Source organism: Chryseobacterium vietnamense (assembly GCF_031454475.1).
Taxonomy (GTDB): domain Bacteria; phylum Bacteroidota; class Bacteroidia; order Flavobacteriales; family Weeksellaceae; genus Chryseobacterium; species Chryseobacterium vietnamense.
The window spans coordinates 175,438-195,457 of sequence record NZ_JAVDQX010000001.1 but is presented as its reverse complement, the minus strand read 5'-3'; the positions used below and the strand labels follow the sequence as shown (position 1 = coordinate 195,457).

Annotated in this window: 16 protein-coding genes; 6 read left to right on the top strand and 10 right to left on the bottom strand. The window is 37.1% G+C overall.

Features of this window, described 5'->3' with window-relative positions:
• Positions 1-12 precede the first annotated feature (12 nt).
• Together J2786_RS00880 and J2786_RS00875 are read right to left on the bottom strand one after the other, a co-directional pair.
• On the bottom strand, positions 13-1,116 hold the full coding sequence (locus J2786_RS00880; RefSeq protein ID WP_047432529.1) for an NAD(P)/FAD-dependent oxidoreductase: 1,104 nt from the start codon (positions 1,114-1,116) through the stop codon (positions 13-15).
• Positions 1,117-1,214: 98 nt separating this feature from the next.
• Positions 1,215-2,570, bottom strand: a complete 1,356-nt coding sequence (locus J2786_RS00875; RefSeq protein ID WP_047432532.1) for an AAA family ATPase — start codon at positions 2,568-2,570, stop codon at positions 1,215-1,217.
• Positions 2,571-2,686: 116 nt separating this feature from the next.
• Between J2786_RS00875 and J2786_RS00870 the strand changes: the two genes are divergently transcribed.
• Positions 2,687-3,589 carry an ABC transporter ATP-binding protein gene (locus tag J2786_RS00870; protein ID WP_047432535.1) on the top strand — a complete coding sequence of 301 codons (903 nt, stop codon included), beginning with the start codon at positions 2,687-2,689 and terminating at the stop codon, positions 3,587-3,589.
• A gap of 2 nt (positions 3,590-3,591) precedes the next feature.
• Complete coding sequence (locus tag J2786_RS00865) at positions 3,592-4,437, top strand: ABC transporter permease (protein WP_047432538.1); 846 nt, start codon at positions 3,592-3,594, stop codon at positions 4,435-4,437.
• A gap of 60 nt (positions 4,438-4,497) precedes the next feature.
• Here J2786_RS00865 and msrB read toward each other — a convergent pair whose 3' ends face one another.
• The 4 genes from msrB to J2786_RS00845 all read right to left on the bottom strand — a co-directional run bounded on the left by msrB (position 4,498) and on the right by J2786_RS00845 (position 6,964).
• Positions 4,498-5,595 (bottom strand): peptide-methionine (R)-S-oxide reductase MsrB, encoded by a 1,098-nt coding sequence (gene msrB / locus J2786_RS00860; RefSeq protein ID WP_047433363.1) that lies wholly within the window; start codon positions 5,593-5,595, stop codon positions 4,498-4,500.
• A gap of 17 nt (positions 5,596-5,612) precedes the next feature.
• Complete coding sequence (locus J2786_RS00855; RefSeq protein ID WP_310023626.1) at positions 5,613-6,056, bottom strand: DUF417 family protein; 444 nt, start codon at positions 6,054-6,056, stop codon at positions 5,613-5,615.
• Positions 6,057-6,134: 78 nt separating this feature from the next.
• Complete coding sequence (locus J2786_RS00850) at positions 6,135-6,404, bottom strand: hypothetical protein (protein WP_047432542.1); 270 nt, start codon at positions 6,402-6,404, stop codon at positions 6,135-6,137.
• 5 nt (positions 6,405-6,409) lie between these two features.
• Positions 6,410-6,964 carry a sigma-70 family RNA polymerase sigma factor gene (locus tag J2786_RS00845; protein ID WP_047432545.1) on the bottom strand — a complete coding sequence of 185 codons (555 nt, stop codon included), beginning with the start codon at positions 6,962-6,964 and terminating at the stop codon, positions 6,410-6,412.
• 254 nt (positions 6,965-7,218) lie between these two features.
• Here J2786_RS00845 and alaS point away from each other — a divergent pair, with 254 nt between their 5' ends.
• From alaS to J2786_RS00825, 4 genes are all read left to right on the top strand, one after another.
• On the top strand, positions 7,219-9,822 hold the full coding sequence (gene alaS / locus J2786_RS00840) for an alanine--tRNA ligase (protein ID WP_047432547.1): 2,604 nt from the start codon (positions 7,219-7,221) through the stop codon (positions 9,820-9,822).
• A gap of 486 nt (positions 9,823-10,308) precedes the next feature.
• Positions 10,309-12,636, top strand: a complete 2,328-nt coding sequence (locus J2786_RS00835; protein ID WP_310023624.1) for a hypothetical protein — start codon at positions 10,309-10,311, stop codon at positions 12,634-12,636.
• A 75-nt stretch (positions 12,637-12,711) separates the two neighbouring features.
• Positions 12,712-12,948, top strand: a complete 237-nt coding sequence (locus J2786_RS00830; RefSeq protein WP_047432550.1) for a hypothetical protein — start codon at positions 12,712-12,714, stop codon at positions 12,946-12,948.
• 8 nt (positions 12,949-12,956) lie between these two features.
• Entirely contained in the window at positions 12,957-14,426 is a 1,470-nt protein-coding gene (locus J2786_RS00825) for a M20/M25/M40 family metallo-hydrolase (RefSeq protein ID WP_047432552.1), read from the top strand.
• A 1,200-nt stretch (positions 14,427-15,626) separates the two neighbouring features.
• On the opposite strand, the gene ilvA is transcribed toward J2786_RS00825, so the two are convergent.
• Genes ilvA through ilvB form a run of 4 tightly spaced genes read right to left on the bottom strand, consistent with a single transcriptional unit; the run spans position 15,627 to position 20,016 of the window.
• Positions 15,627-16,889, bottom strand: coding sequence for a threonine ammonia-lyase (gene ilvA, locus J2786_RS00820; RefSeq protein ID WP_047432553.1), 1,263 nt, complete (start codon positions 16,887-16,889; stop codon positions 15,627-15,629).
• 11 nt (positions 16,890-16,900) lie between these two features.
• Positions 16,901-17,947 carry a ketol-acid reductoisomerase gene (gene ilvC, locus J2786_RS00815; protein ID WP_047432555.1) on the bottom strand — a complete coding sequence of 349 codons (1,047 nt, stop codon included), beginning with the start codon at positions 17,945-17,947 and terminating at the stop codon, positions 16,901-16,903.
• 47 nt (positions 17,948-17,994) lie between these two features.
• Positions 17,995-18,276: an ACT domain-containing protein gene (locus J2786_RS00810; protein WP_052187012.1), complete on the bottom strand. Its 282-nt coding sequence runs from the start codon at positions 18,274-18,276 to the stop codon at positions 17,995-17,997.
• Positions 18,277-18,294: 18 nt separating this feature from the next.
• Positions 18,295-20,016, bottom strand: a complete 1,722-nt coding sequence (ilvB, locus tag J2786_RS00805) for a biosynthetic-type acetolactate synthase large subunit (RefSeq protein WP_047432557.1) — start codon at positions 20,014-20,016, stop codon at positions 18,295-18,297.
• Positions 20,017-20,020: the final 4 nt, after the last annotated feature.

Below are 20,020 nucleotides of genomic sequence, written 5' to 3'. Positions count from 1 at the left end.
TCAACGTTATAGTTATATCATTTCTGCCACCATTTCCCCTATCTTCGGAGCCAGAGCAACTCCCATTCCAGAAAGTCTTACGGCACAAAACTGTCTCTTTGAAACCTGCTTCACAATAGGTGACTTTTCTTCGCCCATAGCCATTATTCCTGACCAACGAAGGGCAATTTTAAAGTCTTTATAAGGAAGGATGACCTCTCTTAAAAAGTTTTCCAAGTGATTCTGTAGAAATTCTGTGGTTTCAAAAGCAGTGGTTTCTTCGGTTTTAAAATCCTGATTTCGCCCGCCGCCTAGCAATATGCGGTTTCCGACATTTCTGAAATAATAGTAACCTTCGTCATAATGAAAGGTTCCGTTAAGCTTCAATCCCTCTATCGGCTCAGTCAGGAGAACCTGTCCGCGGGCAGGAACGATATTTTCCTTTTTCAGAAACTTTGAAGTGAATGCATTGGTGCAATAGATGAGCTGGTCTGCTGTTACAGAAAGGTTCGTTGAAAGATGAACCTCAACGTCATCTGCTTCTTCAATATGCTGAACTTCCGTACCAAATAAAAATTCGATTTTGAGTTCATGACACTTTTCTAAAAGCTTTTGTAATAATTTTCCTGAATGCAGACTTCCTTCACAGGGATTTTCAATCAGGAATTCAGATTTTCCAAGTCCGAATTCCTGTATTTTATTCTGTTTTAAAGTGTACGTCTGATCCAGCCCGGTTATTGTTTTCAGCATTTCATTGACAGCTTCAATCCGGGATAAAGGTTCTTCATTATTTACAATTTCATAGCCTCCGTTGAGGTTAAAATCAATTTCATCCTTTTTAAAATACTGCCGGATTTTCTGAAGCCCGTCATATCTCATTGTAACAAGCTCCAGTGTTTTTTCCCAACCCATTTTCTCAGAATCTGCAATAACTTCGGTAAGGCTTCCGAAACAGGCAAAGCCGGCATTTCTGGTGGAAGCACCCAAAGGAACCGGGTTCCGTTCAATAATGAGAACAGATTTTTCAGGATATTTTTCTTTGACAGATATAGCGGTCCATAGTCCCGAAAATCCGGCACCAATAATAATGATGTTTCGCTTTCTGTAAAAAGTATCCAGTTCCCAGATGCTGTTCATGAGTAATGAGTAATGAGTAATAGGTAATAAATGATTTTTTTAAACCCTTAAGCTTTAAGCTTTAAACTTTGAACCTTAAACTTAAAATCCCTTTCGTTCTACCCTTTATCTTTATCATCATCATTATGTTGGAATCCTATTGCTCTTTGTGGTTCCTCAACAACTCTGTAGGTTTCCAGTTCATTTTTCAACGCCTGAATTCTGAACTGAAAGTCATCAAAATTATTGATAATGGCATCCGCAAGAAATCGGGCTACCTGATCAAGATATTCTTCAGTAAGTTTTGATCCGGCATCCCTTAATGCGCTGTCTAAAAGTTTCTGATCAATTTTAAGCTTTTCGTTTCTGGTTTTTTGGTAAAGGTTTTTAATTCTTTTCTTTAAACTTTGGGTAAAATCTATCAGCATTGTGTTGCTGAATGCTTTCATTTTGGAAGATATTTCGTGCCAGAAAGGAACTTTATCTGCCTTGTTATTTTTAAGTATTTTATAGAGTAAAGAATCTTCTTCCAATCCTCTGGTCATGGCATAAAGAATGATTTCCGAACGCTCGGAAGCATTGGGGGGAAAGATCGGAATCATCACATCGAATCTTCCGGGAGCAAGAATCTCTTCGTCAATTTCTGAAACAGAATTGGCAGAACCTACCATCAGGATACCTTCTTTTTCAAATTTTCCAATGTAGTGAAGAATCAGTTCCTGAACCTCAAGGTTACAGGAAGCGACATCATTTTCTGCTCTTCTCTGCATCATAATCTCATCGAAATCATCCATAAAAAGCAGCATTTTGTTTTCCTTCATCATACTCAGCAGGAAATCACTGAAATTGATCTCATTGCCGTCAATCAGCGAAGTTCCCAGATAATGTTTTTTGACTTCTTTAAACTGATATCCGATAATTTCAGCAATTTTGTTGGCCCAGAAAATCTTTCCGCTTCCGGGAGGTCCGTAGAGGATAATTCCTGCAGGCTTGTTGATTCCCCAGTCTTTAATCTGCTGTGGATTCAGGAAGGGTTCCAGAACAGCGGATGTATAAAAGAACAGGTCTCTGTATCCTATAAAGTCTCTTTGCTGCAGGCTGGTTTTGTGTCCGAAATAATCATACACAAACTGGTAATTCCCTCCCAGTTTATTATCAATTCCATAGCTTGATATGGAAGATTTGAAAAAGCCATTATCGAAAATATTAAGATTATTGTCTTTAATTACTTTTTCAACCTTGTCTTTTGGCTGCTTAATGACTTCAGCAATCTGCTCCAGAGTTTTATTTTTATCAAGATCTTTTTCATATAGCCTTAAAAAATCTACGTTTTCGCGGGCAAACTTTTCAAAATCTTCTTTTACCTCAAAATTCGTACTGACACAGTCTACCAGTTCAAGATCAAAATCCTGAATAAACTGTTTGATGGCTTCTGCAGAGACATTTAATTCTTCTGCCAGTTCAATTAGCTTCATAACTGTTGATTAATTCTATCAAATTTAATGTATTTGTCCATAAATTAATATTGATTTATGATAATTCTGTAACATTCTCTAATTTATATAGACTACTACTATGTAAAACAAATTACATGGAAAAGATTTTATCAGTAAAAAATTTGACAAAAAAATTCAAGAGAGTTGTGGTCAACAATATTTCTTTTGATGTCGAAAGAGGAAATGTTTATGGCCTTTTAGGTCCGAACGGAAGCGGAAAGTCTACAACTTTCGGAATGTTGCTTTCAACCATCAATCCTACCAGTGGAGACTGGTTTTGGTTTGGGAAGAAGGGAACTGATCCGGAAACATTAAAAAAAATAGGAGCGATTATCGAACAGCCTAACTTTTATCCTTACCTCAGTGCGGAAACCAATCTTAAAATTGTCGCAGAAATTAAAAATGCACCCTATTCAAGAATTGATGAAGTTCTGAAGACTGTTAATCTGTATGAAAGGAGAAAAGATACTTTCAAAACATTCTCTCTGGGAATGAAACAGCGTCTTGCCATTGCTTCTGCGATGTTGAACAACCCTGAAGTGATGATATTGGATGAGCCGACCAATGGACTGGATCCTGAGGGAATCATTCAGATCAGGGAAATTATCAGCGATATTGCCAAGCAGGGAATCACCATCATTATTGCCAGCCACCTTCTGGATGAAATTGAAAAGATCTGCAGCCATGTCATTGTTTTGAAGGAAGGAAATTCCATTTACTGCGGAAGAGTGGATGAGATGACTTCCAACAACGGATATTTTGAACTGAAGGCAGATAACAACACCCTGTTGTTACATGCACTGAACGAGCTTCAGTGGTTCTCATCCATCAATCAGGAAGGTGATCTCATCAAAGCTCAGATCCGTGATGACGCTTCCATTTCAGCTTCAGCAATGAATCAGAAACTGGCAGAGAAAGGAATCTATCTTTCCCATTTGACCAGGAAAAAACTATCTCTTGAATCTCAATTCCTTGAACTTGTAAAAAACACCAATTAATCATGATAAAATTATTAAAACTTGAATACTACAAAAACCTGAACTATAAGCCGTTCAAAGTTTTTACGATATTATATTTTGCCATTCTTATTGCTTTGCTTTTCATTGGATTGGTTGACTTTGATGTTTTTGGAGGAACAATCAACTTAAAGGAACAGGGGATTTATAATTTCCCGGAAATCTGGAATTTCACCACATGGATTGTTGCCTTATTGAAAATTTTCCTGGGGCTTATCATTGTTTTCTCTATTTCTCAGGAATTCAGTAACAGAATGTTCAAGCAGAATACGATCGACGGACTGAGCAGAAAAGAGTTCATCACTTCAAAATTGCTGACGATAAGTATTTTCACTATTGTTTCTACCGCAATTGTATTCGGGATTACTATTTTCCTCGGATATCAATACTCAAATACAACGGAATCTGCAAAGGTTTTTGCTGAGATATTCTTCATTGGAAATTACTTCGTGAAGCTATTTACGTTCTTTTGCTTCTTAATGTTCCTTTCTATTTTACTGAGAAAATCTGTTTTTGTATTTCTTGCTCTTTTCGTATTCTGGATTGGCGAAGGAATTTTAACAGCTCTTGAAACGTATTCAAAAGTAAAAGGAATGCAGGGGCCTCAAAGAAACGAGGTTCTTCAGAATGACTTTTTTATCTCTCATCTTTTACCGCTGGAAAGTATGTCCAGCCTGATTCCTAACCCGATGATGAGATTAAATATGGCTAAAATGATGGGCTTAAAATATGAATTCCACTACCCTACGGAAAGTCTTATTGCCTGTCTGTTATGGTGTGCTGTTTTCATCTTCGGATCATATTGGATTCTGAGAAAAAGAGATTGGTAGAATTTAATTTCACTATTAATTCAAAATAAAAAGGCTGCCAGATGGCAGCCTTCTTTCATATTACTTTTTATCTAACAACGGAAGATATTTTCCGTATCCTTTTGTTTCCATTTCAGCTTTTGGAATAAATTTCAGAGAAGCACTGTTGATACAGTAACGAAGTCCTCCTTTATCCTGCGGTCCGTCTGTGAAGACGTGTCCCAAGTGGGCATCCCCCGTTTTACTTCTTACTTCCACTCTATCCATACCAATGGAACGATCCAGCTTTTCATCAATCAAACCTTTGGTAATAGGTTTTGAGAAACTTGGCCATCCACACCCGGATTCAAATTTATCGGTAGAGATAAACAATGGCTCTCCTGTTGTAATATCTACATAAATTCCTTCACGGGTTTCATTCCAGTATTCATTTTGGAAAGGTCTTTCCGTGCCATTTTCCTGGGTAACATTATATTGTTCTGCGGTCAGTTTTTCTTTTAAAACTTTTTTATCCTGTTTCTGATAAGTCGATTTTGGTAGTGGATTGGCTTTTTTAGCCATTTCAAAAAGTCCCGGTTCAATATGACAGTAACCGCCTGGATTTTTATCCAGATAATCCTGATGATAATCTTCTGCTTTATAGAAATTTTTCAATGGAATCGTTTCTACGACCACTGGTTTATTATAATTCTTTGCAAGCTTCTGAACTTCATCTTTTACCAAAGCTTCATCTGTTTTATTGGTGAAATAGATTCCGGTTCTGTATTGATTTCCTCTGTCATTTCCCTGCTGATCTTTACTTGTAGGATCAATAGTTTTAAAATATAAATCTATCAACAGTTTCAAACCTACCTGTTCAGGATCATATTTTACTTTTACGGTTTCTGCGAAACCTGTTGTATGACTTACCACCTCTTCATAAGTAGGGTTTTGGGTATTTCCGTTGGCATATCCTACTTCTGTTCCTACAACTCCACGAATCTGTTGAAAAAAATGTTCTGTTCCCCAGAAACATCCACCTGCAAAATAAATCTCTCTAACGTTTTTGTTATCCATAATTTCCTCATTTTCTTTTTTTATTTCCACTACATTGGACCTCGTTTTCTTGAAAAGCCCTGATTCAGCAGCAAATACTGCTATACCCAGAATGATTCCGAGTACAATTAATATATTCTTCATTTTTACTTTTTTATTCATTACTTATTATTTTGAATGATCATTAATCCAAATCCTAAAAACATAAGGTCTTTCAGAATAAAGAAATCTGTCACAGGCACTCCGTCCACTATTTTCCACATTCCCGGTGTTGTCAATAAATAGTTTAATGTTACCAGAAAAGTTACGATCATTCCTATCCCTGCATAGTTTTTCAATACAGCAAATTTCGCACTAAATATGAGGAGTAATGCAATGATAATTTCTATCGTTCCGATAAGATTTGACACTGCCTGGACACTCATAATCTTATATACGAAAAAAGTTAAGAAATGGTTTTCCACCAAGGGTTTTATTGCGGCCGCTTCTGTAGGGGTAAATTTGAAGATGCCAATCCACAGCAAAATAAGAGCTGCTCCGAAAAGGGAGATATAATACCCGGTTCGGGTTAATTGATTTTTTGATTCCTGTACTGTTCCGACCATATTTTAAGATTTTAGTTAATACTTTATCGTTTTCAAAAGTATAGTCGGAGCAATTTTACAATCCTGACAAAAATTTTCTCAGAAATTTAATTTATCGATCATTTTATTTTTAAAGTCCTGAATTTCAGAATCATTAATTTCAGTTTCTTTTTCAGAAAAAGTCTTTTTAAACGCTTTATCCAGAAGTGCCAGCTTTTCATTGTACATTCTGCACCATTTACAGATCATCAGGTGCATGCTCAGCATCCTGTTTTCTTTGGCAGAAATAGATTGGGCATTCCTTTTTTCCATCAGTAAAGTAGCTTCACTGCATGGTAAAAATAATATATGTAGTATTCTTCGTATCATGATCCTTATGATTTTGAAAACCAGTTAAACTCAAGACATTCTCTGAGCTGCATCCGGCTTCTCTGCAAAATCTTCCATAGATTAGTCGTAGAAACATTCAATTCCTGACTTACTTCCGGTGCTTTTTTTTCTTCTATATAATACATTTTCAGCAGAATCTTCCATTTGGAGGGCAATTCCTCAATGCATTCTTCCAATATTTTATTAAAATCCGTACTGTCTAAAAGTTCATCTCCTTCCCCTGAAATGTTCCAGTCATTCAAAACATCATTATTTTTCCATGATCCTGTTTCGTCAAAAAAATGATCCAATCTGATATTGGGTTCCGATTTGTATTTTTTCCGGTAGAAATCTGCCACTTTCCTGTTCAGAACAGACATCAGCCATGTCAGAGGCTGGCTTTTTCCTTCAAAGGAATCATAACCCGTATAGGCAGCAAGAAAAACTTCCTGAACCACATCCTGTGCATCCTCTTTATTGGAAAGTACATACAGCGCCCGCTTCAAAAGCGGACCTGAATACTGTTCTATCCAGCTTTTCAGCTCTTCATCTTTTGTCATTGAAGGATTTTTGTCTTATTTCAAATTACAACGAAGGTAGTAAGTTAAACGGAAATTGCAAAACCAGATAGATTATTATTAATTATAACCATCTCAAACCTTATAGGTTTTGAAAACCTACAAGGTTTACGACACATCCATTACCCAAATCCGGCACCATTCAAAACATAGCATAAAATTATTACAAATCGCTTAAAAATCTTAAATTTGCATCTTATCAAAAATTTGATATTTAAAAAAGCAAAAGCAATACTATGACATCACAAGAAATACGTCAAAAATTTTTAGACTATTTTAAAAGTAAAGGGCACCTTATTGTTCCTTCAGCTCCTATTGTGCTGAAAGACGACCCTACCCTAATGTTTTCCAACTCCGGAATGACGCAGTTCAAGGATTTTTTCCTTGGCTACAAAACCCCTACCGCCCCTAGAATTGCCGATACACAAAAGTGTCTGAGAGTTTCAGGGAAGCACAATGACCTGGATGATGTAGGTAGAGATACTTACCACCATACCATGTTTGAAATGTTAGGAAACTGGTCTTTCGGGGATTACTTCAAAAAAGAGGCTATTGCTTTTGCCTGGGAATTACTGACTGAAGTATACGGAATTCCAAAAGAAAATTTATATGTAACGATTTTTGAAGGTGATGCTTCAGAAAATCTGGACAGAGACCAGGATGCTTATGATTTCTGGAAATCTCACATTTCAGAAGACAGAATCATCAACGGAAATAAAAAAGATAACTTCTGGGAAATGGGTGAAAGCGGACCGTGCGGACCGTGTTCGGAAATCCATGTTGACTTAAGAACACCGGAAGAAAAAGCAAAAGTTTCAGGACTTGAACTGGTCAATAATGACCACCCACAAGTTGTAGAAGTATGGAACCTGGTTTTCATGGAGTTCAACAGAAAAGCTGATAAATCTTTAGAGAAACTTCCTGCTCAGCACGTAGATACGGGAATGGGCTTTGAACGTCTTTGTATGGCGCTTCAAGGAAAGTCTTCCAACTATGATACCGATGTTTTCACTCCACTTATTGCTAAAGTTGAAGAACTTTCAGGTAAAAAATACACCGGAATTTTAGAAGACGAAAAAGATATTGCTATCCGTGTTGTGGTAGACCACATCAGAGCGGTTTCGTTTGCTATTGCAGACGGACAGTTACCTTCAAACGGAGGAGCAGGTTATGTAATCAGAAGAATTTTAAGAAGAGGAATTTCTTATTCTTACCGATTCCTGGATATGAAAGAGCCTTTCCTTTACAAGCTGGTTGCTGTACTTCAGGAACAAATGGGAGCATTCTTTCCTGAACTTGAAAAACAAGGAAAACTGGTTGCTGAAGTGATCAAAAGTGAAGAAGATTCATTCTTAAAAACCATTGAAAACGGTTTGATCAGAGTAGAAAAACTGATCCAGCAGACTATTGCCAATAACCAGCAAGTATTACCAAGCGAAGAAGTTTTTGAATTGTATGATACCTATGGTTTCCCAGATGATTTGACAAGGATTATTGCTGAAGAAAAAGGGTTAACGATTGATGAAGCAGGATTCAAAGCTGAAATGGAGAAGCAGAAACTTCGTTCAAAAGCTGATTCTGCCCAGAAAGTTTACGACTGGGTTACTTTAGAGGAAAGAGATGAAAACTTTGTAGGATACGATCAGATTGAATCCGAAACCTATATTACAAGATACAGAAAGGTAGAAAACAAAGACGGAGAATTTTACCAGGTGGTATTAAGCAGTTCTCCGTTCTATCCTGAAGGAGGTGGACAGGTTGGTGACAAAGGTGTTCTTGAAAATGCAGTTGAGAGCTTCGAAGTACTGGAAACTAAAAAAGAAAACGGATTGATTATTTCACTAATCAACGGTCTTCCTAAAGATGCAGGCGCTGTTTTCTATGCTAAAGTAAACGCTTCAGAGAGAAAAAATTCTCAGGCCAACCACTCGGTGACTCACCTTCTGCACGAGGCTTTAAGAGATGTTTTAGGAACTCACGTAGAACAGAAAGGTTCTTATGTAGGTCCTGATTATCTGCGTTTCGACTTCTCTCATTTCAACAAAATGACTGAGGAAGAACTGGCATTAATTGAAGAAAAAGTAAATAAAAAGATCAAAGAAAGTATTGCTTTACAGGAATTCAGAAACATTCCGATCCAGGAAGCTCTGGAGAAAGGGGCAATGGCTTTATTTGGTGAAAAATATGGTGACAATGTGAGAATGATCCAGTTTGGAAGTTCAAAAGAACTTTGCGGAGGAACTCACGTAAAAAACACCAGCGAAATCGGTCATTTCAAGATCACTTCTGAAGGTTCTGCTGCTGCGGGAATCAGAAGGATTGAAGCGATTTCAGGAGATAAATCTGAAGAATATTTCAACAATCTTGAAAAACAGATCATTGAACTTTCTCAATTATTAAAGTCTAAAGATGTGGTAAGATCTATCGAAAAACTGATCGAAGAAAATACTTCATTAAAGGCTGAAGTAGATGCTCTTAAAAAGGAAAAAGCAAAAGGAGAAATCGGAGAATGGAAGAATGCTTATGAGCAGAAAGGCAACAAGCAGCTTTTAGTAAAGAAAACGTCGCTGGATGCAGGTTCTGTAAAAGACATCGTATTCCAGTTGAAGAGAGAAATCCCGGCTTCAGTTACAATTATCCTTTCTGATGCAGATGGAAAACCAATGATTACCGTTGGAGTTTCTGATGATCTTGCTGCAGACTATCAGGCTGGTGCTATTGTAAAGGATCTAGCAAAAGAAATCCAAGGTGGTGGCGGTGGAAACCCAGGCTTTGCAACGGCAGGTGGTAAAAACCTTGAAGGGTTGGAAAATGCTTACCAAAAAGCTTTAAATATTTAAAAATAGAATACCTATTATAAATTTTAGAACAGGCTGTTTCATTTTGAGACAGCCTGTTTTCGTTTTTAATCATTAAATCCTAATGATCACAAAAAAACATACCCGTCATAAATATTTTCGTTCGCAAAGACATTACACTCAGCCATGAAATGATTGCATTTTTTACTGAATAGAATGCCTAACTACAAAACACCAATTTTTCGAAACATTCAAATTAAAACTCCTGAAGCTTAACCGCTAAGAAGTTTTTTATTTGGAAATTCCGGTAAAATACACAAAGACTATCTGGTGCAATTCTTCATTTGACCTTGCCCTTGAAAAGTCCATAAAAACATTAGATTAAATCAATGTTATACTCTGTTAAAAACTTTTCTACAATAATAAATATCATTATTTTTGACGTAGTTTTTTTACATGAAAAGGGGGTTACTGTTATTATTTTTTATGATCTGCTTTTTGGGGTATTCACAAACAAAAATTAAGGTTGTGGATGACGCCAGTCAAAAACCTGTCTTTAAAGCAAAGATATCCTGTGACCATGCAGTTATCGGATATACCAATGAACAAGGTATTCTGGAGTTTAAAACAGGATGTAAAAACATTGATATTGATGCAGATTCTTATCAGAAAGAAACCATTACTGTGGAAAGCAGTATGGAGGTTTCCTTACTAAAAAAAATATCTAAGACAACCAACATTGAAGCCATTGTTATTGAAGATAAAAGTGATCCCAGAGCTCTGGAAATTCTTAGAAAAGTTAATAAACTCTACAAAGAAAATTCCCCGAAAAGCTTAGGTTCTTATTCTTATAAATCTTACGAAAAAATTTCTCTGGACATTGATGAAGACAGCCTTTCCCAGTTTAACCAGTATTTTAGTGATTTAAACATTTTCAAGAAAAAAAGAGAAAAAGACTCCCTGAATAATATTAACGCAAGAAAAATATTTTCAAAAAGCAAACTCTTCCTTTGGGAAAGGGCTCAGGAGTTTTTATATTCCAAAAAATATGGGGAGAAAATCAATATTCTGGACAACAGGATTTCGGGTCTGAAACAGCCAATCTACGAAATGATTGCCCTTCAGCAAAGCAACAGGGATGTTGTTCCCGAGCAGTTGAAACCGGAAAACAGAGGACTGTACCGATTTTTCCTTTCGGATACCATTACCCTTGACGGAAGAAAAAACTTTGTGATCCGTTTCCGTGAGGTGAACTACAAAAAACCGGACAGAAAACGAAAGTATAATGGTGCAATCTATGTAGATACTGAAACTTATGGAGTCAAAAAAATTGAAAATTTCAGTAAAAACAAAAACGAAGGAATTATCACCAGTACCTGGGTGTTTTATAACAACAAATGGTTTCTTGCCCACGAAAAAGCCAAGCTTAAAATGGGTAAAATGGCTATGGATGACAAAGTGCATGCTGATGATAAAAAAGACAAAAAAAGCTTTGGAACCTACGCTTTTCTTACCTCAAAATATTTTGATTTTGAAGCCCCCATTGAAGAAGATCCAAAAGATTTCAAAGGCTATACTTTTTCTGTAAAAAATATTGACGGCCATTCGCTGGACCAATATAGAACGGATCCGCTTACCGAGAGGGAACAAAATACCTATAAAACGATCGACAGTTTAGGAAAAAAATATAAAATTGACAGCAAAGCACAGATTTTATCAGGATTACTGAACGGACAGATCCGAGTAGGTTCTGTGGATTTTGCCGTAGATGAAATTGTTAACTATAACTCTTACGAAGGTTTTAGATTAGGTTTAAAAGCCAAGCTGAATGAAAATTTCAACCCTTACTTTTCACCGGATTACTACTTTGCTTACGGAGTAAAAGACAGAAAATGGAAGTATGGAATGGGGCTTGACATGAAAACCACTCTGGAAAAGAACTCCTTTTTCAGATTTGAGGTGTATGATGATGTAACAGCCTCAGGAGAATTCAACCGAAAGCTTTGGAATTTCAAGATGAGAATGATGAACTTCGGGAATAATCTGAATAACGACCGTTATTTTCACTTTAAAGGAATGTCATTATCTTACCTCAACGATGTCACTAACGGGCTTACCGTTGCTCTTGCTGTAAGAAGAAATACAGAAGAAGCAGAATTTGACTATCAGTTCAGGGACAGAGGTACTTCATACCGCAATTTCAATACTCTTTTCACCTTAAAATATTCCCCGAATTCTACCAATATCATGACTCCACAGGGAAAATCTCTGATTGATCAGAAATACCCTGAACTCTATTTTAATTATGAGCAGAGTTACAAAATCCTGCAGGGAGATTTTAATTATTCCCGCTTTGACGCCTTGTTTGTTCATAATTTCAAAACACCAATCGGGACTACAGGTTTCAGATTGTATGGAGGTCTTGTCCTGGGTGGAGCGCCGATCTGGAAAAATTTTACGATGAACGGACTGGCTTCTCCAGGTAAAGATTTTAATTTTAACCTTACATCGTACCTTGGATTTGCAACACTGGAGGGAGGAAAATACTATAATGACAGATTCGTAGCCTATTACTTCACACACAAACTTCCCTGGTATTTAAAAAGTTTCGGACACAATGTTTCCAGCTTTGATTTTGTCTTAAGAGGAACTATCGGAGATATGAAACATCCGGAATACCATCAGTTTAAATTCAGAAAACTGGATCACCTGTATCAGGAAGTCGGCGTGGAATGGAATAATTTCCTTTCCAGCTATTTCAATCTCGGTGTATTTTACAGAGTGGGTTATTATGCGACACCACACTTCAGAGAAAATTTTGCCATCCAGTTTAAACTGAAGTTTCTGGAGTTTTAATCGTCCGGAAAATACAAAATCTTTATTTTTGAATAAGAATTCAGAAATATTCAACAATAATATATAAAAAAGAACATGCAGAAAATCGAAATAAAAGCAGAACAGTTTTTTGAATTATTAAAATTAAAAGACACTCCGATGTGGGAAATTTTCTCACAGATGATCGATGGAAATGAAAAGGAAATTATCTTTTTAGACAACGAAGACAAGATCCTTTTTAATTATATTCTACCTTCCACCAGGGAAAAACTGGAAGAAGACAGAAAAGAGTTTTCAAAACAGTTTTCAGAAAAATTAGCTGAATTTAATTAAACACTGTTATGAATAAAAATTACATTTTTTCTCTGTTAAGCCTTTTCCTTTTTACTATTGGAAATGCTCAGAATTATAAAAAACCTCTGGTTTCTGCCATCAAAGAAGCAGATCTCCGTACCGATATGTATCAGCTTGCTGCAGATCAGTTCTGGGGACGAGAAGCCGGAACTCTGGATGAACTGAAAGTTTCCATGTGGCTTGCCGATAAAGCCAAAGAAGCCGGAATGAAACCTGCCGGAGATAACGGAACATTTTTCCAGTTTTTTGATATGTACAGACATCAGGTGATTCCTCAAAGCAGCCTGAAAATTGGAGATAACAGTTTGAAATTATGGAAGGATTTTCTGGTTGCTGAACCTGTAAATGCTTCTGTAGATGCTGAAATAGTATATGCCGGAAATGCAGAGCCTGAAGATCTTGCGAAATTGAATATCAAAGGAAAAGTTCTTGCCATAAACGCATCTGACAAAAATATTTCTAAGGATATGACCCTTTTCGTAAGAAGATATCCCGGATTCGTAAGAAATAAATATTACAATAAAGCTGCTGAACTGGGAGCGAAAGCCATTATTTTCATCACCGATGATACCTCCGAGCAAAGCTGGGTAGAAGTGCTGCCTCAAATGACAAGAGGAAGTTATGGCGTAGAAGGATTAAGAGAAAAAATCACGAATAATATTCCTGTTTTATGGATCAAAAGAGAAAATGCAGGCTGGGTAAAAAATAATCCCAAAGCTTCTCTGAACCTGATCACTGAAACTTACAAATATCCGTCAGTGAATATCATCGGGAAAATAGAAGGTACAGATCCTGTTCTTAAAAGTGAATATGTTTTGCTAAGCGGACACCAGGATCATGACGGAATCCGACATCCTGTAAAGAATGATACCATCTATAATGGTGCTGATGATAATGCAAGTACCTGTGTTGCGATGCTGGCGATGGCAAGAGCTTACAAAAAACAGCCCGGAAAAAGAAGCATTCTTTTTGTGTTCCACGGTGCTGAAGAAAGAGGTTTGCTGGGTTCGAGATGGCATGCTGCCCACCCTGTTGTCCCAAAAGAAAAAATTGTAGCCGTTCTGAATGGTGATATGATCGGGAGAAATGATAATAATGAAGCCGCTTTATTAGGAGGAAATGCACCGCATAAAAATTCTGAAGAGCTTGTAAAAATGGCTGAAGATGCCAATAATGAAAGTACAAAATTCAAATATCTGAAAGATTGGGACTCTCCAAGCCACGCTGAGTATTTCTATTTCAGAAGTGATCATCTTCCGTATGCTAAAATTGGTATTCCTGCAATATTTTTCACCAGTGTACTGCATGATCAGTACCATACCCCACAGGATGAATCTGAAAATATCAATTATAAAAAGCTGTATAAAATGACGGAATGGATGTACAGAACATCCTGGAAAGTGGCTAATGAAACAGAACGTCCGAAAGTGATTTCTAATTTTTCGCTTGAAAGATAAAATAAAAAAACTGAACCATTAAGAGGAATTTAGATTGTAAGGAAAGTTAAGATTCAAATTCATTTGAATGAAGCGCCTTGCTTAATAAATATCGAAAGATATTTCCCTTCACTATTCTTAAAAACTTTATCATTCTTAATGGTTTAAAATTAATATTCTTTTGTCTTGAAACAAAAGAACCAAAAATTCAAGACTTAGAAACTTCCGCTAAAAATGAAATCTGTTCTCTAAAAACTCTAAACTCGTGCGGAAACAATCTATGTTTAGAATCATATTTTGTTCCGCACTCAGACAGTAGAGTTTTTTTAACGTTCACAGAATTCATTTTCTTAACGCTGCAGTTTCTTATGTCGTTTGATATTGCCCAAAACATAAGGAAGTTAAGATCCAAATCTATTTGAATGAAGTGCCTTGCTTAAAAAAATATCGAAAGATATTTTCCTTAACTATTCTTAAAAACTTTATCACCCTTAATGGTTCAAAAATAATTTTCATTCTATAAAAAAAACGTAAAAGCTTCACAGATTGTGAAGCTTTTTTCATCATTGTGTTTTTAGAATCTGATTTGTGTACGAAATAATTTAATATTGAATATGATTTTAAACCATTAAGAGGGGTTTAGATTATAAGGAAAGTTAAGATTCAAATGAATTTGAATGAAGTATTTTGCTTATTAAATATCCGAAGATATTTGCCTTCACTATTCTTAAAAACTTTATCACTCTTAATGGTTTACTTTTTTTTCATTATACTTCTTTTGTCTTGAAACAAAAGAACCAAAAATTCAAGACTTAGAAACTTCAGCTAAAAATGAAATCTGTTCTCTAAAAACTCTGCACTCGTGCGGAAACGATCTATGTTTAGAATCATATTTTGTCCCGCACTCAGACAGTAGAGTTTTTTTAACGTTCACAGAATTCATTTCCTTAAAGCTGCAGTTTCTTATGTCGTTTGATATTGCCTAAAACACAAAAGCTTCACAGATTGTGAAGCTTTTTTCATCTTTGTGTTTTTAGAATCTGATTTGTGTACGAAATAATTTAATATTGAATATGATTTTAAACCATTAAGAGGGGTTTAGATTATAAGGAAAGTTAAGATTCAAATGAATTTGAATGAAGTATTTTGCTTATTAAATATCCGAAGATATTTGCCTTCACTATTCTTAAAAACTTTATTATTCTTAATGGTTTAAAAATTTTAAATAAGCAGATTCATCAGAGAAGGGTCATTGTTCAGATAGTTGACAAAGAAATCATATTGTTTCATTTTATCGATCAAAGGGGTGAAATCTTTGTTTTGTTTCAGAGCAATTCCTACTACTGCGATTCCTTTTTCTTTTGAATTTTTCTGGGTATATTCAAAATAAGTGATGTCATCATCAGGTCCCAGTACATCCATTACAAAGGTTTTCAATGCTCCGGGGCGCTGTGGAAATCTGACCAGGAAATAATGTTTTAATCCTGCATGAAGCAATGCTTTTTCCTTGATTTCTTCCATACGGGTAATATCATTATTACTTCCGCTGATGATACATACAACATTTTTACCTTTTATCCCGTCTCTGTATTTTTCCAATGCTGCTACTGAAAGCGCTCCCGCTGGTTCAACAACAATAGCGTCTTTATTATACAAAGACAGGATGGTTTCACAGACAAGTCCTTCATCTACTGTAGCCATATCGTGCAGGATATTTTTACAGCATTCGAAAGTGAGATCTCCTACTTGCTGTACGGCGGCACCATCTACGAAACGGCTTATCTTTTCGAGAAGAACAGGTTTTCCCTTTTCAAGGGCCTTTTTCATGCTTGCCGCTGCCGAAGGTTCCACCCCAATGATTTTTGTCTGTGGTGAAAGATGCTGAAATACGGAACAAATTCCTGCGGCCAATCCTCCGCCGCCAATCGGGACAAAAAGATAATCAACAACACCTTCAGCCTGCTCCAGAATCTCCAGTGCTGTTGTGGCCTGCCCTTCAATAATGGCCGGATCATCAAAAGGGTGAATAAATGAGCTGTTATGGTCTTCACAAAACCTCATCGCTGCATCTTTTGCTGCATCAAAGGTATCTCCGTAAAGAATTACATCTATGTATTCTCCTCCGAACATTTTCACCTGTTCAAGTTTTTGTCCGGGAGTTGGCAAAGGCATGAAAATCGTTCCTTTCACCTTCATAGTCTGGCATGCAAATGCGACTCCCTGTGCATGATTTCCGGCACTGGCACACACAACACCTTTTGAGAGTTCTTCTTCAGACATGGTTGCCATCTTGTTATAGGCTCCCCTTATTTTATAGGATCTTACCCTTTGAAGGTCTTCCCTTTTAAAAAAAATATTCGACTCATAAATAGCTGATAGATTATTATTAACAGCCAAAGGTGTTTTTACCACTACATCTTTTAATCGTTCCTCCGCTTGATAGACATGCTCTAAAACGGAGGAACTTACTCCCTCTTTCATCATCTGTTAGGTAATTAATTGTTTTCGGGTCTCAGGCTTCGTACCGTCTTACCTGCTTTCCACATTTCGCTTTCTCTTAATTCTGTAAGTTCGGCTTCCAATTTTTCACGATAATCCGGTTTGCTGTTGCTGTCAATCGAGCGTTGTGCTTCGTTCCCTTTGGCTACGTTGTCATACAGTTCTTCAAACAAAGGCGAAGTAGCATCCCTGAAACGCTTCCACCAGTCCAAAGCTCCTCTCTGAGCGGTTGTACTGCAATTGGCATACATCCAGTCCATTCCGTTTTCTGCTACCAATGGCATTAACGACTGGGTCAATTCTTCTACGGTTTCGTTAAATGCTTCGGAAGGGCTGTGTCCGTTTTTTCTCAATACATCATACTGAGCGGCAAATATTCCCTGTACAGCTCCCATCAGTGTTCCACGTTCTCCGGCAAGATCACTGTATACTTCTTTTTTAAAATCGGTTTCAAAAAGATATCCGCTTCCGATCGCAATACCTAATGCAGTCACTCTTTCTCTCGCCTTTCCGGTTGCATCCTGATATACGGCAAAACTGCTGTTCAAACCTCTGTTCTGCAAAAACATTCTTCTCAATGACGTTCCTGAACCTTTCGGGGCTACCAGAAATACATCTACATCGGCCGGAGGAACAATTCCTGTACGCTCGCTGAATGTAATTCCGAAACCATGAGAGAAGTATAATGCTTTTCCTGGGGTAAGATGCTGTTTTACTTTTGGCCAGTATTCTATCTGTGCGGCATCACTCAAAAGATAACAGATAATAGTTCCTTTTTCTAATGCTTCTTCGATTTCAAATAACGTTTCTCCCGGTACAAATCCGTCTGCAACTGCTTTATCCCATGATTTGGAGTTTTTTCTCTGCCCTACAATCACATTAATTCCGTTATCTTTCTGATTCAAAGCCTGCCCTGGTCCCTGTACTCCATAGCCGATCACAGCTACAACTTCATTTTTTAATGCTTCCTGAGCTTTTTCCAACGGAAATTCTTCTCTTGTTACTACATTTTCTTCTACTCCTCCAAAATTCAATTTTGCCATTTTTCTTGATTTTATTTATTATTGATTGTAATGTTTAATTCTTGTTCTTAACTGGCATATTCTACTGCCGTCAGGTACGGATTTCTGTGGTAATGTACTTCCAGAACATCTACCTGTTTTTCCATTTGTTTGCTAATTTTCTGAACAGAATCTTCAGATTCTCTGATCACGATAACAAACTTTTTTACTTTTTCCATTTCTGAAGGACCTACATTAAAGGTCACCATAGAAATTCTTCTTCTTGAAAAAATAGCATTGATGCGGCTGATCAATCCTAAATAATCTTCTGTATACGCTGTAATGGTATATTCCTTATGATCTGTTTTCATCTTTTTTATTTTTAAACTTTATTTATTATTTAATACAATTTCCGAAACACTTTTCCCCTGGGGAATCATCGGAAATACATTATGTTCTTTTCCTGTCATCACTTCAAGGAGGAAAGATCCTTTATGATCAAGCATTTCACGGAGTGCCCATTGTAGCTCTTCTCTCTCAGATACTCTTTTTCCAGATATATTGTATCCCTTTGCCACCTGAACAAAATCAGGGCTTTGGATATCTACTGAGGAATACCTTTCTTCGTGAAACAATTCCTGCCATTGCCTTACCATTCCCAGATAGCAGTTATTCAGAATTAAAATCTTCACCTCCGGATGATACTGCATAATGGTTCCCAGTTCCTGAATATTCATCTGAGCTCCTCCGTCTCCCATTACGGCAATAACAGGACGGTTTGTTTCAGCATAAAAAGCTCCTATCGCAGCAGGAAGACAGAATCCCATGGTGCCCAGCCCTCCGCTTGTAACATTGGTTCGGGAATGTTTAAATTGCGAATAACGGCATGTCGCCATCTGATGCTGTCCCACATCTGTTACAATAACTGCGTCACCTGCTGTCATCTCATTTAACTGGCGGATAACTTCCCCCATTGTGATCTCTCCTTCCTCAGGATACAGTTCGGTATGGATCAGACTGATGCTTTCAATTTCATGACATTTTTTAAATCTTTCATGCCAGTGATGATATTCTCTTTTTATAATTTTTTCTGTAAGGAGAGGGAGCGTATGCTTGCAGTTTCCAAGAACAGGAACATCAACTTTTACATTTTTATTGATCTCTGCGTTATCAATATCCAGATGAATAATCTTTGCCTGTTTTGCATATTGATCCAGCCTTCCGGTCACACGGTCATCGAACCTCATCCCAACAGCGATTAAAACATCACATTCGTTGGTTAGTATATTGGGACCATAATTTCCATGCATTCCTACCATTCCTACAGCTTGCGGGTGGTTAGTAGGAATAGTACCCATTCCTAAGACAGTCCATGCTACCGGAATTCCTGACTTTTCAGCAAACTGCAAGAATTCTTTTTCTGCTTTCCCAAGCATTATTCCCTGCCCTGCTATGATGAATGGTTTTACCGCATTGTTAATCAGTTGTACTGCTTTTTCTATGCTATCAAAACATGGATCAGGATCAGGTTTATAACTTCTCAATGAATGGCATGGAGAATATCCTTTATAATCAACAGACTGCAACTGGGCATTTTTGGTCACATCAATCAGTACAGGACCGGGACGACCGGATTTTGCAATATAAAATGCTTTGGCCAATACTTCCGGAAGCTCACTGGCATCGGTTACCTGATAATTCCATTTGGTAACCGGGCTGGTGACATTCATTACATCTATCTCCTGAAAAGCATCGGTTCCGAGAAGGTGTTCAAAAACCTGCCCTGTAATGCATACCAAAGGAGTATTATCCAATAAGGCGTCTGCCAAACCTGTTACAAGATTGGTTGCTCCCGGCCCACTTGTAGCCAGTACAACCCCTACTTCTCCTGAGACTCTTGCCAGACCTTGTGCTGCATGTACTGCTGCCTGCTCGTGGCGTACAAGTATATGTTTCAGATTTTCCTGATAGTCGTAAAGAGCATCATAAATAGGAATAATAGCGCCTCCCGGATATCCGAAAACAGTTTTCACCCCTTCCTGAAGAAAGGCTTCAAGAATGATCCGGCTTCCGCTCAATTGTATTTCTGTTGATAAATTCGGGTTTTCCATATTT

Bases quoted from the DNA above. Each gene is read 5' to 3' on its own strand.
- J2786_RS00880 (WP_047432529.1), bottom strand. From the start codon at position 1,116: ATGAACAGCATCTGGGAACTGGATACTTTTTACAGAAAGCGAAACATC.
- J2786_RS00875 (WP_047432532.1), bottom strand. From the start codon at position 2,570: ATGAAGCTAATTGAACTGGCAGAAGAATTAAATGTCTCTGCAGAAGCC.
- J2786_RS00870 (WP_047432535.1), top strand. From the start codon at position 2,687: ATGGAAAAGATTTTATCAGTAAAAAATTTGACAAAAAAATTCAAGAGA.
- J2786_RS00865 (WP_047432538.1), top strand. From the start codon at position 3,592: ATGATAAAATTATTAAAACTTGAATACTACAAAAACCTGAACTATAAG.
- msrB (WP_047433363.1), bottom strand. From the start codon at position 5,595: ATGAAGAATATATTAATTGTACTCGGAATCATTCTGGGTATAGCAGTA.
- J2786_RS00855 (WP_310023626.1), bottom strand. From the start codon at position 6,056: ATGGTCGGAACAGTACAGGAATCAAAAAATCAATTAACCCGAACCGGG.
- J2786_RS00850 (WP_047432542.1), bottom strand. From the start codon at position 6,404: ATGATACGAAGAATACTACATATATTATTTTTACCATGCAGTGAAGCT.
- J2786_RS00845 (WP_047432545.1), bottom strand. From the start codon at position 6,964: ATGACAAAAGATGAAGAGCTGAAAAGCTGGATAGAACAGTATTCAGGT.
- alaS (WP_047432547.1), top strand. From the start codon at position 7,219: ATGACATCACAAGAAATACGTCAAAAATTTTTAGACTATTTTAAAAGT.
- J2786_RS00830 (WP_047432550.1), top strand. From the start codon at position 12,712: ATGCAGAAAATCGAAATAAAAGCAGAACAGTTTTTTGAATTATTAAAA.
- J2786_RS00825 (WP_047432552.1), top strand. From the start codon at position 12,957: ATGAATAAAAATTACATTTTTTCTCTGTTAAGCCTTTTCCTTTTTACT.
- ilvA (WP_047432553.1), bottom strand. From the start codon at position 16,889: ATGATGAAAGAGGGAGTAAGTTCCTCCGTTTTAGAGCATGTCTATCAA.
- ilvC (WP_047432555.1), bottom strand. From the start codon at position 17,947: ATGGCAAAATTGAATTTTGGAGGAGTAGAAGAAAATGTAGTAACAAGA.
- J2786_RS00810 (WP_052187012.1), bottom strand. From the start codon at position 18,276: ATGAAAACAGATCATAAGGAATATACCATTACAGCGTATACAGAAGAT.
- ilvB (WP_047432557.1), bottom strand. From the start codon at position 20,016: ATGGAAAACCCGAATTTATCAACAGAAATACAATTGAGCGGAAGCCGG.